The organism is Deinococcus gobiensis I-0 (assembly GCF_000252445.1).
In the GTDB taxonomy this organism is placed as follows: Bacteria; Deinococcota; Deinococci; order Deinococcales; family Deinococcaceae; genus Deinococcus; species Deinococcus gobiensis.
This window is the reverse complement of sequence record NC_017790.1, coordinates 3,089,097-3,102,922: the sequence shown is the minus strand read 5'-3', so window position 1 is coordinate 3,102,922 and position 13,826 is coordinate 3,089,097. Positions and strand designations below refer to the sequence as shown.

The following is a 13,826-nucleotide window of genomic DNA, read 5'->3' as shown; positions in this document are numbered from 1 at the left end:
GGCCGCTCAGACCTCCGGCACGTAGCCGGCCACCTCGCCCAGCAGGTCGCGGGCGGTGAGGTCGAGCCGCACCGGGGTCACGCTGACGAACCCTGCGTGGACGGCGCCGTAATCGGTGTCCAGGTCGGCGGCGTCGGGCGCGGTGCTGACCCCGGCGACCCAGTGGTAATCACGGCCCTCGGGGTCCTGGCGGGTCAGGAGGCTGTCTTTCCAGTGGTGCTCGCCCAGCCGGGTCACGCGCACGCCCGCCGCCTCCCCATGCGGAAAGTTGACGTTGAGCAGCACGCGCGGGGGCAGGCCCTCCTGCAATACCCGCCGGGCCAGCCGCGCCGCGTAGGCCGCCGACGCCCCGAAGGCGTACTCGCCGCCGGGGCTGCCCTGCTGGCTCAGGGCCAGGGCGGGCACGCCCATCGCCAGGCCCTCGATGGCGGCGGCCACCGTGCCCGAGTGCGTCAGGTCGTCGCCCAGGTTCAGGCCCAGGTTGATGCCGCTGACCACCAAATCCGGCTGCCCCAGCAGGTGCACGCCCAGCACCACGCAGTCGGCCGGGGTGCCGTCCACCCGGTAGGCGGGCAGGTCCCCGAAGCCGGCGGCCGCCGTGTGCTTGAAGCGCAGGGGCCGCCGGATGGTGATGCCGTGGCCCACCGCCGACTGCTCGACGTCGGGGGCCACGACCACCACGTCGGCCACCTCGGCCAGCGCGAGGCCCAGGGCGCGGATGCCGGGCGAGAAGATGCCGTCGTCGTTGACGACGAGGATGGCGGGGCGCTTGGCGGTCATGGACAGAGGGTAGCGGGGGCGGGCAGGCGGGGGGGCCAGGACAACCGTGCCCTGCGTCTCTTGCCCTGCCCGCCGCCGCCGCGCCATACTCGCCGGGCCGCAGGTGCGGCGTCCCCAGCCCCCGGGCTGCCGAGAGACGCCCCTGACGATAACCGAGAGACGAGAGGGCAAGGACGGGCCGCCGCTGTGGGGGCCGGTCTGCCCCCGCCCCGGTTGTCACGGCACTTCACAGACGAGGTGCACCCCATGTCCATTCCGGCCCTTTCCCCGCCCCGCTCCGCCTTCCAGGCCTATGTGGCCGAGTGGCTGCGCAATCCGCGCGGCGACGTGCTGTCGGGCATTCTGGTCGCGCTGGCCCTGATCCCGGAGGCCATCGCCTTTTCCATCATCGCGGGGGTGGACCCGCAGGTCGGCCTCTACGCCTCGTTCATCATCGCCATCGTCATCGCCTTCGTGGGTGGCCGCCCCGCCATGATCAGCGCGGCCACCGGCGCGATGGCCCTGGTCATGACCGGGCTGGTGCGCGACCACGGCCTCCAGTACCTCTTCGCGGCGACCATCCTCACAGGCGTCCTGCAACTCGCCTTCGGCTGGGCGGGGCTGGCGCGCTACCTCAAGTTCGTGCCGCGCCCGGTCATGACGGGGTTCGTCAACGCGCTCGCCATCCTCATCTTCCTGGCGCAGCTGCCGCAGTTCGCGGGCGAGGGCTGGCAGATGTACGCGCTGCTGGCGCTGGCCCTGGCGATCATCTACCTGCTGCCGCGCGTGTTCCGGGCGGTGCCCAGCCCGCTGGTCGCTATCGTGGTCGTCTCGCTGATCGCGTATTTCGCCCACGCCGACGTTCGCACGGTGGGCGACATGGGCCGCCTGCCCACCGCCCTGCCGCTCCTGAGCTTGCCGCAGGTGCCCCTGACGCTGGAGACGCTGGGCATCGTCTTTCCGGTCGCGCTGACCCTTTCGCTGGTCGGCCTGCTCGAAAGCCTGCTCACGGCGCAGCTGGTCGACGAGCGCACCGACACCACCAGCGACAAGAACACCGAGTCGCGCGGTCAGGGCATCGCCAACGTCATCACGGGCCTGTTCGGCGGCATGGCGGGCTGCGCCATGATCGGCCAGAGCATGATCAACGTGGGCAGCGGCGGGCGCGGGCGGCTCTCGACCTTCGTGGCCGGGGTGTTCCTGCTGCTGCTGATCCTGGTCATGCAGCCCCTGCTCGTGCAGATTCCGATGGCGGCGCTCGTCGCCGTGATGATCATGGTCAGCATCGGTACCTTCGACTGGGGCAGCCTGCGTACCCTGGCGAGGTACCCGCGCGGCGAGACGCTCGTCATGCTCTCCACCGTGGCCGTCACCGTCGCCACCCACGACCTCTCCAAGGGCGTGCTGGTGGGCGTGGTGCTCAGTGCCCTGCTGTTCGCGCGTCAGGTCTCGCGGCTCTCGCGCGTGTCGCACGAGGACGCGCCGGACGGCACCCGCACCTACCACGTCAGCGGCCAGCTGTTCTTCGTCAGCACGCACGATTTCGTGCACGGCTTCGATCTCGACCGGCCCGTCACGCGCGTGGTCATCGACCTGACCGGCGCGCACCTGTGGGACGGCTCGGCGGTCGCGGCGCTCGACAAGGTACGTTCGCGTTTCGCTGCGCGCGGTCTGCCGGTGGAGCTCGTCGGCCTGAACGCGGCGTCCGAGACGCTGCTCGACCGCCTGACGGCGGGCGGTCCGGCGGGCGGTCACTAACCTGCCCAGGCCCGGGAGGGCCCCTCCTGCATCCCACGACGCCACCGGCCCCAGGGACATGCCTGGGGGCCGGTGGCGTCGTGGGTCCGGCGAGTGGGCGAAGCCCTGCGCGGCTCTCCCTCACGCCGCGGCGGCGACGCTCAGCGCAGCGAGTTGGCCTTGAGGCCGTTGCGCTTGATGATGTCCTTGAGGAGCTGAAGCTCCGCCTTCGTCTCGGGCGTGGCCCCCAGGGCCGCCCGGTGCAGGCCCTGTGCGCTCAGGTTGTCCGTGCCCGCGTAGGTCTTGCCGACGGGGTAGACCTGCTCCTCGCCGGGCAGCGGCAGCGCCCCGCAGACGTTGAACTTCTGCGCCGGCATGGTCCCGTTCAGGAAGTACTGGGCGACCTGAAGGTCCACGCAGTCCGTGCCGTAAGGGAAGGCGGTGTGCTGCGCCTCGTCGTCCACGAACAGCATCTTGGCCGAGGGGAAGGCCTTCAGAGCCGCCAGGGCGCCCTCGGCCGGGGTCGCGGGGTCGTACTCGTTTTGCAGCATCAGGATGGGCGGCAGGTTGGCGGGCACGTCGGGGCGGCTCGCGCTGGGGGCCGGCCAGTAGATCGCGCTGGTTTCGGTGTAGCTCCCGCCGATCAGCGGGTGCGACTTGGCTTCCTGGTTGCCGAACTCGACCCACTTCTGGGGGTCCTTCTCCCAGGCGGTGTCGTTGTTCAGGATGGCGTTGAACACGGCGCTACCGTAGCTCAGCTCGACCGGGCCGGTCAGCCCGTTGACGATCGCCAGGTAGGTGTCGACCATCGTCAGGGCTTCTTGCTGGGCGGCGGCGTTCAGCTTGGGCACCCCGGAGTAGGTCTGCTTGGCCACGAGTTCGGCCAGCGAGGCGTTGTCCTTGACCTCGGGGTTGGCCTTGATCACGGCCGCGAAGCCGCGCGCGGCCACCAGTTGCAGCGAGATGTTGGGAATGCTCTGGTTGGAGTACAGGTTCTGGATGATGTTCGAGCTGCTGTACTGCTGGAGGGTGAACTTCAGCGCGCCGGGGAAGGCGTTGTAGACCGCGTACACGTCGGCGGCCGTCTTGCCCAGGCCGAAGACGTCGTCGTGCCGGGCGGCGTAGGCCAGGGCGACCTCGCGGAAGGCGCGCTCGAAGCCCAGCGGTTGCAGGTTGAACGAGTCCTGGAACGTGCCGGCGAAGGCCGTGTTGCCGTCGAGCAGCAGGCGGCCGGTGGACTCGGGGAAGCGCCGGGCGTACCACGAGCCCAGCCAGGTGCCGTAGGAGTAGCCGACGTAGTTGAGCTTCGCGTCGCCCATGAGCTGGCGGGCGAGGTTCAGGTCGCGCGCGGTCTGGTCGGTGTTGATGTATGGCGTGATGGGGTTTTTCAGGCAGCTCTGGGCGACCAGACGGGCGTTGCGCAGCATCGCGTCGATGTTCGTCTGGCTGCGGTCCTCGGAGGGATACTGCTCGGGAGAGGCCAGCTCGTTGGAGCCGCAGGTGTAGCGCGAGCTCTGGCCCGTGCCGCGCGGCGAGAAGCCCACGAGGTCGTAGCCGTCGGCCAGGGCCTTGAGGGCCTTGCCCGCCGGGGTGGTGGTGTCGGCCTGGTTCCACAGGTAGCCGTAGATGGCCCCGAAGAGCAGGCCGTCGCCGCCGGGGCCGCCGGGGTTGAAGAAGATGGCGCCCTTGCGCGCGGCCGCGTCGCCGGCCTTCACGCGCAGCATCGAAAAGCTCATGGTGCCCCGGTCGGGCTTGTTCCAGTCGAGGGGCACCTGTACGTCGGCGCACTCGATGCGCGAGCCGACCGCTTTGATGACCTGTCTGTAGGGAACGAGGGTGGGGTCGCAGCTCGTCCAGTTGAGCTGCTGGCCGGTGTATGTCGCCAGCGGGTCCGGCGTGGACGTCGTCGAGCAGGCGCCGAGCAGCATCAGGCCGCTCAGCAGGGGCAGGGTCGCGAGGGTCCGGTTCATGGTGGCCGGAACATAGCACCGGCGCGCAGGCCGGGCGGGAAGAAATGAGCACCGGGCGAGAAGGGGGATCTTTTCGCCCAGACAGTCTTTAGGGTTCTCCTTCACCTTGAAGGGCAGAGCCCTGCCCCGGCTTCCCGAATGGAAAGTTCGGAGCCGCTTTTGCTGCTAGGCCCGGCGCAGGCGCCGCAGCAGATCGAAGGTCGGGGCTCCCAGCGCGGCGACCAGGGCCGCGCCGATCAGGGCCAGCAGCAGCGCGGCGCGCAGGCCCCAGTGGTCGGCCGCGAAGCCGATGACGGGCGGTCCCAGCAGAAAGCCGGCGTAGCCCAGCGTGGCGACCCGTGCGATGCCGCGCCCGGCCAGCGCGTGGCCGGCGACCCCGTACATCACCGGCACCACGTTGCTCAGGCCCAGGCCCGAGACGGCGAAGCCCAGCGACGCCAGCAGCGGGTCGCGCGCAAGCAGCACGGCGCCCAGGCCGGCGGCGGTCAGGAGCGAGCCGCCGCGCACGATGAGTTCTTCGCCCAGCCGGGCGCGCAGGCGGTCCCCGAACCAGCGCCCCAGCGTCATGGCCGCCACGAAGGCCGCGTAGCCCCAGCCGCTGTTGACCCAGCCGGTACTCGCCGTGCCCAGCACGTCGCGGAAGTACAGCGCGGCCCAGTCGTAGTTGGCCCCTTCCGCGAACATCCCCAGCGCGCACAGCCCGCCCAGCAGCAGCGTGGCCGTGCCCAGTGCGGAAGACGTGGCCGCCGGGCTGCCGGCCTGTTCCTCGGGGGTGGGGGCCGCGTGGCCGGTCGCGTCGGGCAGCAGCGCCCGGCCGACCAGCAGCGCTGTCAGGGTGGTCAGGGCCACCACGACCAGCACGTGCGCGAGCATCGGCACGCGCCCCAGCAGCGCCGTGCCCAGCAGCGCCCCCACCACGCCGCCCAGGCTGAAATAGGCGTGCAGGCGGCTGATGATCGGGCGGCCCAGCCGCTGCTCAACCGTCACGCCCTGCGCGTTCATCGCCACGTCCAGGCAGCCGTTCAGCGCGCCCAGTAGCGCGAGCGACAGGGCCAGCGTGAGCAGTGACGGCATGAAGAAGGGCAGGGCGAGCGCCAGCATGGTCAGCACGGCCGCCACGGCCGTCACCCGGTCGCTGCCCCAGCGCGCCGTCCAGCCGCCCGTGAAGGGCATGGTGGTCAGGCTGCCCAGCCCGAAGGCCAGCAGCGCCGCGCCGATCTGCGCCTGCGACAGTTCCAGGCCGTCGCGCACACCGGGAATATTCACCGCCCAGGTCGCGAACAGTGCGCCGTTGATCAGGAAGACGGCGCTCACGGCCAGCCGGGCACGTTCGGCTCCGCGCGCGGCGGAAGAAGGGGACAGGGCGGCAGGCTGACTCATGGCGGAACCTCGCGGCAGGAGAGGGGAAGGGGAGGATTCCCCCGGCTTAATCGTTTCAGATATTCAGGAGGTACGCTAACATGCGTCCATGTCTCCTGCCAAGTCGCCGGCCGGGCGCGTGACCCTGCGCGACCTCGCCCGCACCCTGGGCGTGTCGGTGGCGACCGTCAGCAACGCCTACAACCGTCCCGACCAGCTTTCGCCCGAGTTGCGCGAGCGTGTATTGCAGGTGGCGCGCGAACTGGGCTACGCCGGCCCCGATCCCCTGGCCCGCAGCCTGCGCCGGGGCCGCAGCGGCGTGATCGGCGTGGTGTACGACGCGCCTCTGGACTACGCCTTCGCCGATCCGGCCGCCGCCATCTTTCTGGGGAGCCTGGCGCAGGTCATCCAGCAAGACGCCCTGAACCTGCTGCTGCTCGCCTGCGCGCAGGACGCCCTGCCGGTGCGCGGCGCGGGCGTGGACGGCTTCGTGGTGTACTGCGCCGCCGAGGGCAGCGAGCTGCTGGACGCCGTGCTGGAGCGCGGGCTGCCCACGGTGCTTGTGGACCAGCAGGCGCAGCCCCGCGCGGCGCGGGTGGGCATCGACGACGTAGGGGGCGCGCGGGCGGCGGCGGCCCACCTGGAGGCGCTGGGGCACCGGCACATCGGGGTGCTGTGCCTGGAACTCGGGCCGGACCCCCGCTCGGGCGAGGTGAATGCCGACCGCGAGGCGCAGCTCGCCTACCACACGACTGCCGAGCGGCTGCGCGGCTACCGGCTGGGCGCGCCGGGGGCCGAGCTGTACCTCGCCGAGACCGAGCAGAATACCCGTGAGGGCGGCGAAGCCCAGGCGGCGGCGCTGCTGCGCGCCCACCCCGAGATCACGGCGCTGCTGTGCATGAGCGACGTGCTGGCGCAGGGGGCCCTGCGCGCCGCCGCCGCACTGACCCTGAACGTGCCCGGCGAGCTGAGCGTGGTCGGCTACGACGACCTGCCCGGCAGCGCCGCGCTGGACCTCACGACCGTCTGGCAGCCCACCGCCGACAAGGGCGAGGAGGTGGGGCGCGCCCTGCTGGCCCTGCTGGCGGGCGAGGCGGCGGCCGACCTTTCGCTGCCCACCCGCCTGAGCGTGCGCGGCAGCGCGGGACCGGCGCGCACGGCGGAGCGCGCAGACTGAAGCGGCCCTGACCTGCCGCGCGCTACCCTGACCCCATGAAACTGCTGGTGGTGGGCGGAGCGGGATATATCGGGTCTCATACGGTGCGGCAACTGCGGGCGGCCGGGCATGAGGTCGTCGTGCTGGACAACCTCAGCAGCGGGCACGCCGAGGCCCTGCCGGGGGACGTGACGCTCGTGCGGGCGGACCTGCTCGACCCCGAGGCCGTGAAGGCGGCCCTGAACGCCCACCAGCCCGACGCCGTGATCCACTTCGCGGCGCTGATCGAGGTGGGCGAGAGCATGCGCGCGCCGGGGCGTTACTACCGCAACAACGTGGTGGGCAGCCTGAACCTCCTGCAGGCCATCGTCGAGACGCGCAAGGTCCCGCTCGTGTTCTCCTCGACGGCGGCCGTGTACGGCACCACCGACGCCGTGCCGATTCCCGAGGACGCCGCGATGCAGCCCGAGAGCGTCTACGGCGACACCAAGCTCATGACCGAGCGCATGATCCACGCCTTTCACGTGGCGCACGGTCTGCCCTATACGGTGCTGCGCTACTTCAACGTATGCGGGGCTTCGCCGGCGGGCGACATCGGCGAGGCGCATCCCAGCCAGACCCACCTCATCGAACTGGCGTGCATGACGGCGCTGGGGCAGCGCGAGAAGATGATGATCTTCGGCGACGACTACCCCACCCCCGACGGCACCTGCATCCGCGACTACGTGCACGTGCAGGACCTCGCCGACGCGCACGTGCTGGCGGTCGAGGCCCTGCACGCCGGGCAGCACGTGGCCGCGACCTACAACGTGGGCCTGGGCCACGGCTTCTCGGTGCGCGAGGTGCTCGACGCCGTGGACCGCGTGGTCGGCACGCCCCTGAACCGCGAACTCGCCCCCCGCCGCGCGGGCGACCCGCCCCGCCTCGTCGCCGACGCCTCGCGCATCGTGGCCGACCTGGGCTTCTCGCCCAGGTTCACCGACCTCGGGGAGATCGTGCAGACGGCCTGGAACTGGCACAAGGGCCACCCGCACGGCTTCAAGAAGTAAGGCAGGCAGGCGAGGGGAGGTCGGGGCTATCCCTCCCGCCTGACCCAGAAGCGCATCGGCTTGGGCGTCTCCTCGCCGCCCGCCTCGCCCACATCCGGCCAGCTCATCGTGGTCTGGAGGTCGGGGCGCTCTTCGTAGCCGCGCGCGCGCCAGAAGGCGTCGAGCGGCCGGTAGTCGGCGGGGCGGGCCGGGTGGTCCTGCGGGCGCTGCACGGCGCAGAACGCCGTGACCGGCAGCCCCAGGGCGCGTGCGTGCGCCTCGCGCAGGTCGAAGAACCGGTGGCCCGCGCCCCGGCCCCGGTATTCGGGCAGCAGCACGCTCTCGCCCAGGTACAGCACCTCGCCGGGCCGGAACTCGGCGCTCTGCCCGAAGGGCCGGCGCACTTCGGGCGTTTCCCCGGTCAGGGGCAGCGCCGTGCTGGCCCCCACGACCTGCCCCTCCGCGAGCGCCAGGGCCACGAAGGCGCCGGGCGCGGCGAGGTAGGTGTGCAGGTAGCGTTCCTCGTAGGCGGGGTCGCCCTCGTACAGGTACGGAAAGGCCCGGAAGACCTCTGCGCGCAGCCGCGCGAGGTCGGGCAGCGCGGCGGCCAGAGCCGCTCCGGTCGCGGGCACGACCTCCAGCCGCCCGGCAGCCCCCACCGGCCTCAGCCCCCGACCTGCCGGGTCCAGTCGGCCAGGTTGTAGTAGTTCGTCACGCGGGTGATCCGGCCGCCGCTGACCTCGAAAAAGGCCCCCACCGGCAGCACGTAGCGCTGGCCCGCCGCTTCGGGCAGACCGGCGTCGGTCCTGAGGTATTCCCCGTGGATCACGAATTCGGCCGCCGCGCGCTCGCCGCCCGGCGTCGCCATGACCACGAGGTCGCGCGCCTGTTCGCGGTAGTGGGCGTCCATCTTGTCCAGAAAATCGGCGAAGGCGGCCTTGCCGACCTGGGTCTGGCCCTCGTTGATGTCATGGCGCACGTCGTCGCTGAGCAGGGCCAGCATCCCGGCGCTGTCGCCCGCATTGAAGGCGCCGTAGTACTGCGTGATGAGGTGGGCAGTGGGGGTCGTCACGGCGACAGGATAGGGGCTGCGCTCCCCCGGACCGGGCCGGAAGGCGGCCAGGATCCGCTGTGCCCAGAACTTGATAAAGAATTCGGCTTTCAACAAAGCAACAGGGATAAAAAAGAACGTTCTCACCAACTTTGATTTGATCCCGACGGAGTTTCGCGGCAGACTGTGACGCAAGCAGAATTTCTTTTCTCTGCGGCGCTCTCACATGACTTTTCGGCGGTCCCCGGCAAGTCCGGGTCGACCGCTTTTCAACGAACGGCCCTACCGAGAATCTGGCGACGAAGGAGTCCTTGCTGTGAATCCCATGCGTTACATCATCACCCGGTCCTGCCTGCAAGAAGGCGGCATGCGCCTGCTCAAATACAACGAAGCCCTGTTCCCCGAAAGCGGCCCGGCGACCTTCGTCGACGACCGGGGCGAGGAATACGCCGTGCAGATCGACCGTGATCAGGCGCGCGTGCTGGGGCTGGGACGGCTGTTCCACCGCCACAACCTCGGCGTGAACGACGTGATGATCGTGACTGCCCTGGAAGCGGGCCGTTACGGGGTCGAGACGGTCGTCAAGCCCTACGCCCAGGCCCCCGCGCCCCAGCAGCGGGAAACGGTCTGTGCCCCCACGCCCGAGACGCGCCGCGTGGTCGTGTCGAGTACCCCCCATGTGCGCGAGGTCCGGACCCAGACCGTGCAGGCGGTCCCGGCGGCCTCCGGTCCGGTCCCGCAGCCGGCTCCGGCGGCCCAGACCCAGGTGGCTCCGCCCCAGACCACCCAGCCCCAGCCCGCCCCTTCTGCGCCGGCCCAGACGGCCGCCACCCCGGCCGTCACCGGCCCTGCGGTGCAGGCCTCCACCCCCCGCCGCGAGGAACGCGCCGCGCCAGTCGCTGCCCAAGCTCAGCCCGTGGTGCAGGCGCAGCCCGCGGCCCGGGCGGTCGCGGCTCCCGAGGTTCCGGCCACCGTGCCCGCCGTCCTGGGCGACAGCGACGAGGACCACGTCTCGGAATTCGCGCGCCTGTGCGGCTACCGCCTGGAATTCCCGGCCCCGGGCCTGATGCGCCTCAAGGCCGATCTGGGGCCGCAGTACGGGTACTCGGTGCTGCTCGCTGCCAGCGAGGACGCGGCGCGCCGGCCCGAGTGGACCGGGGGCAACGACGACCACCACCTGCTGCTGTGCGCCGAGTCGCAGCGCCCCGCCGGGTACAACCGCCTGACCCGCGAGGCCCTGAGCGCCCTGAGCGAGCATGCCCGGCTCGCCCCGCTGAGTCCGGTGGACCTGCGCGGCTACTGGCGCGCGGGCAGCGTGGACCTGGAGAGCGCGGCCAGCGTGGCCGAACTCGTCAGCGCGCACCTCGCGCAGCGCGGCACCTTCAGCTTCGTGCTGCTGACCCTGGCGCAGCAGCCCGCGCACAGCGTGGTCAGCGTGCCCCGCCTCGCCGAGCGCCTGGGCAGCGGCGTGAACACCGCCGAACTGCACACGGTCCTCGATACCCTGACCCGCGCGCCCTTCCTGGCCCTGACGCCGCTGCCGGGCGGCCAGTACCTGCTGCGCACCGGCGTGGGCGACCTGCTCGGCGACCTGGCCGACTACGCCCAGGGGGTGCGCCGCCGCGTGCGGACCCCGGTGGGGGCGGGGCACGTGAACGCCTGAGGCGCGACCCGACCCGGCGGCACCACAACCCCGCGACGCTTCCACTCGCGCCGGACAGTCTTCTCTAGACTGCCCCGGTGCCTGTCCCTGTTCCGCCCACCCAGACGCCGCCGGACCCCGACAGGCTGCGCGCCGCGCTGCTGGACTGGTTCGCGCGGGCGGGCCGCGCCGAGCTGCCCTGGCGGCGGCTGGGAGAGGCGGGGACACGCGACCCCTACCGCGTGTGGGTCGCCGAGATCCTGTTGCAGCAGACCCAGGTCGCGCGCGGGCTGGAGTATTACGACCGCTTTCTGAGCGCCTTCCCGACCGTGGAGGCGCTGGCAGCGGCCCCCGAGGCCGACGTGCTCAAGGCCTGGGAGGGCTGCGGCTACTACGCCCGCGCCCGCAACCTGCGCCGCGCGGCCGGCGTGGTCGCGGCACGGGGGTTTCCGCAGGACTATGCGGGCTGGCTGGCCCTGCCCGGCGTGGGGTCCTACACGGCGGCGGCGGTCGCCAGTCTGGCCTACGGCGAGGCCCGCGCCGTGAACGACGGCAACGTGCGCCGGGTGCTCGCGCGCCTGTATGCCCAGACCGCGCCCACCGACGCCTGGGTGCAGGCCCGCGCCGACGAACTCCTCGACCCCGCGCGTCCGGGCGACTGGAACGAGGCGGTGATGGACCTCGGGGCCACCGTGTGCATCCCCAAGGCCCCGCGCTGCCCCGCGTGCCCGCTGCGGGCGTCCTGCGCGGCTTTCGCCTCGGGTACGCCCACAGCGTTCCCGGCCCCCAAGGTGCGCGCCGCCGCGCGCGAGGTGCGGGCGGTCGCCGTGATCGTCGGGGACGCGGAGCAGGCCGTGCTGGAGCGCCGTGAAGGCACGCTGCTGGGCGGCCTGAGCGGGCTGCCGGCCGAGGAACTGGCGGCGGGCGAGTCGCCTCAGACGGGTCTGGCACGCCTGTGCGCGCGGCTGGGGGCCGAGCCGGGCGCGCACCTGGGCACCGTCACGCACGCCATGACCCACCGCCACGTGACGCTGGATGTCTACGCGGCGCGGTCGGCGGCGGCGCGCACGCCGGTCGCGGAGGCGGCCCTCTCGCGGCTGGACCACAAGGCGCTGGCGCTGCTCGCCTCCTGGCAGGGGGGGCTGTTCGGGACGCCGTAGAGGTGCCGGCGCGGGTTTTCCATCTTTATGGGTACGTCCCGGCCGGCTGTGCGCGCTACACTCGGGCGCGTATGGCCAGAACGCCCCTCAAAGCTGCGCTGCGGACCGCGCAGAAGACCCGCACGGCGGCGCGCGGCGCCCTGCTGTGGGGCTACGAGCAGCGGCTGGCCCGCGAGGTCCGCGCGCACGGCCGCCTGCCCCGGCATCTGGGCCTGATCCTGGACGGCAACCGCCGCTTCGCCCGCGCCGCCGGCATGCAGCGCGAACTGGGCCACACCATCGGTGCCGACAAGGCGCACGAGGTGTTGCAGTGGTGCCTGGAACTGGGCATCCCGGCCGCGACCATCTGGGTGCTCTCGACCGACAATGCCGGTCGCAATTCCGAGGAACTCGCGCACATCCTCTCGCTGCTGGAAAAGGAAGCGCGCAACCTCGCCACCGACCCGCGTATCCACGCCAACCGGGTGCGGGTGCGGGCCATCGGGCAGCACGACAACTTTCCGCCCAACGTACTGGCCGCCCTGGAAGAACTGGAGCAGAAGACCGCCCACTACGACGGCATGCGTCTGAACATCGCCGTGGGCTACGGCGGGCGCGAGGAGATCGTGGACGCGGTCAAGGCGCACCTGCGCGCCCAGCAGGCGGCCGGGCACACGCTCGCGCAGGCGGCCGACGCCCTGACCCCCGACCACATCAGCGCGCACCTCTACGCCGCCGACATTCCCGACCCCGACTTCATCATCCGCACGAGCGGCGAGATCCGGCTCTCGGGCTTCATGCTGTGGCAGAGCGTCTACAGCGAGTACTACTTCTGCGACGTGTACTGGCCGGGGTTCCGGCGCGTGGACTTTCTGCGGGCGCTGCGCGACTTCCAAGGCCGCGACCGCCGCTTCGGCAAGTAGGCGGCCCCCGGGGGCCGCATCCCCCGTCTCAGCGCGGCGTGACCTCCGCCGTCTGCTCCAGGGTCATGACCAGCCGCACCTGCACGCCGTCCTGACGGATGAGCGCGTTCAGGCGCGTCTGCTGGCGCTGGGTCGAGGCCAGCGGCAGGCCGTCGCGGCGGTAGCTGGCCGCGCCGCTGGCCTTCAGGTCGGTCAGTTCGAAGGCCAGTTCGGGGGTGGGGCCGGCCTCCGGTTCGCCGGTTCGGCGGCCCCCCGGCACCCGCAAGGTCCAGGACCCGGCGGTGGCGCGTGTGCCGAACAGGAACTCGCCCTGCGGCCCGGTGCCCTGGTAGGTGGTCGTGGAGGTCACGTTCAGGGGGGCAGCCTCGACCTGCCCCAGCGCGTCGCCGCCCAGTGGTCCCAGCAGACGGCTCAGCAGGGCCTGGAGGTCCACGGTGGCGTTCACGGTGCGCGGTTGCCCGGTGACGAGAGGTATGCCGTAGACGGTGCCCGTATGCTCCTGCGCCAGCGCCTGAACCTGCTCGTCGTCCAGCGCCGACAGGGCGTGGTCGAGCTGGGGGTCGGTGCTCGTGACCCGCAGGTTGCTGCCCCGCCCCGCCGGGCTGAGGTCCTGGGTAAAGGTCAGGGTGACGGCCGGCGCGCCCTGCACGGTGGTCGCGACGAGGCGTGCGCCGCCGCCGGGCAGGCGGCTGGCGACGCGGTAGAAGGCCTTGCCCTGGAGGGTCCGGCTCAGGTTGCCCAGGCCGGCGAAGGCGCGCCGGGCCGCGTTCAGGTCGGCCTCGGTGGCCCCGCCCCCCGGCACGGCACTGACCTGCACGTCCGACAACGAGACGCGCACGCTGACCCGGGTGACATACTCGGCCGCTGTGCCGGCCGGGGCGGTGACGGTCAGGACGGGCGCGGCGGCCGGTACGGCCGGGGCCGGCCGCGAGCCGGGGGTGGCCGGAATCGCCGTCTGGGCGGCCCCGGAGGTGGCCGGAGCTGCCAGGACGAGGGCCAGGAGCAGCGGGCGCAGGCGGGCGGAGCGGGGACGGGTCATGCAGCCGGATACGCGGCCGGGGC

12 protein-coding genes are annotated in these 13,826 nt (G+C 72.0%); 6 read left to right on the top strand and 6 right to left on the bottom strand.

Annotated features, from left to right (window positions below; translation table 11 throughout):
- Positions 1–6: 6 nt before the first annotated feature.
- Complete coding sequence (gene surE, locus DGO_RS14870) at positions 7–780, bottom strand: 5'/3'-nucleotidase SurE (RefSeq protein WP_043802739.1); 774 nt, start codon at positions 778–780, stop codon at positions 7–9.
- A gap of 246 nt (positions 781–1,026) precedes the next feature.
- On the opposite strand from surE, the gene DGO_RS14865 reads away from it, so the two are divergent.
- Positions 1,027–2,517: a SulP family inorganic anion transporter gene (locus DGO_RS14865; RefSeq protein WP_043802736.1), complete on the top strand. Its 1,491-nt coding sequence runs from the start codon at positions 1,027–1,029 to the stop codon at positions 2,515–2,517.
- Positions 2,518–2,657: 140 nt separating this feature from the next.
- On the opposite strand, the gene DGO_RS14860 is transcribed toward DGO_RS14865, so the two are convergent.
- Together DGO_RS14860 and DGO_RS14855 are read right to left on the bottom strand one after the other, a co-directional pair.
- Positions 2,658–4,466 carry an alpha/beta hydrolase gene (locus DGO_RS14860; protein WP_145975352.1) on the bottom strand — a complete coding sequence of 603 codons (1,809 nt, stop codon included), beginning with the start codon at positions 4,464–4,466 and terminating at the stop codon, positions 2,658–2,660.
- Between the two features lie 165 nt (positions 4,467–4,631).
- Positions 4,632–5,846 (bottom strand): MFS transporter, encoded by a 1,215-nt coding sequence (locus tag DGO_RS14855; protein ID WP_043802731.1) that lies wholly within the window; start codon positions 5,844–5,846, stop codon positions 4,632–4,634.
- Between the two features lie 88 nt (positions 5,847–5,934).
- Here DGO_RS14855 and DGO_RS14850 point away from each other — a divergent pair, with 88 nt between their 5' ends.
- Both DGO_RS14850 and galE read left to right on the top strand, forming a co-directional pair.
- The gene (locus tag DGO_RS14850) at positions 5,935–7,002 is read left to right on the top strand and encodes a substrate-binding domain-containing protein (protein ID WP_043802727.1); all 1,068 of its coding nucleotides are present in this window, start codon (positions 5,935–5,937) and stop codon (positions 7,000–7,002) included.
- Between the two features lie 35 nt (positions 7,003–7,037).
- Positions 7,038–8,030 (top strand): UDP-glucose 4-epimerase GalE, encoded by a 993-nt coding sequence (gene galE, locus DGO_RS14845; protein ID WP_014686327.1) that lies wholly within the window; start codon positions 7,038–7,040, stop codon positions 8,028–8,030.
- 26 nt (positions 8,031–8,056) lie between these two features.
- On the opposite strand, the gene DGO_RS14840 is transcribed toward galE, so the two are convergent.
- Together DGO_RS14840 and DGO_RS14835 are read right to left on the bottom strand one after the other, a co-directional pair.
- Entirely contained in the window at positions 8,057–8,641 is a 585-nt protein-coding gene (locus DGO_RS14840) for a GNAT family N-acetyltransferase (RefSeq protein WP_043803943.1), read from the bottom strand.
- Positions 8,642–8,673: 32 nt separating this feature from the next.
- Positions 8,674–9,081: a ketosteroid isomerase-related protein gene (locus tag DGO_RS14835; RefSeq protein WP_043803941.1), complete on the bottom strand. Its 408-nt coding sequence runs from the start codon at positions 9,079–9,081 to the stop codon at positions 8,674–8,676.
- 304 nt (positions 9,082–9,385) lie between these two features.
- Here DGO_RS14835 and DGO_RS14830 point away from each other — a divergent pair, with 304 nt between their 5' ends.
- The 3 genes from DGO_RS14830 (at position 9,386) to DGO_RS14820 (ending at position 12,764) form a co-directional block, all read left to right on the top strand.
- Positions 9,386–10,723: a hypothetical protein gene (locus DGO_RS14830; RefSeq protein WP_014686324.1), complete on the top strand. Its 1,338-nt coding sequence runs from the start codon at positions 9,386–9,388 to the stop codon at positions 10,721–10,723.
- A 77-nt stretch (positions 10,724–10,800) separates the two neighbouring features.
- On the top strand, positions 10,801–11,862 hold the full coding sequence (gene mutY / locus DGO_RS14825; protein ID WP_050920839.1) for an A/G-specific adenine glycosylase: 1,062 nt from the start codon (positions 10,801–10,803) through the stop codon (positions 11,860–11,862).
- 71 nt (positions 11,863–11,933) lie between these two features.
- Positions 11,934–12,764, top strand: a complete 831-nt coding sequence (locus DGO_RS14820; RefSeq protein WP_014686322.1) for an isoprenyl transferase — start codon at positions 11,934–11,936, stop codon at positions 12,762–12,764.
- A 28-nt stretch (positions 12,765–12,792) separates the two neighbouring features.
- Here DGO_RS14820 and DGO_RS14815 read toward each other — a convergent pair whose 3' ends face one another.
- Positions 12,793–13,803 carry a hypothetical protein gene (locus DGO_RS14815; protein ID WP_014686321.1) on the bottom strand — a complete coding sequence of 337 codons (1,011 nt, stop codon included), beginning with the start codon at positions 13,801–13,803 and terminating at the stop codon, positions 12,793–12,795.
- Positions 13,804–13,826: the final 23 nt, after the last annotated feature.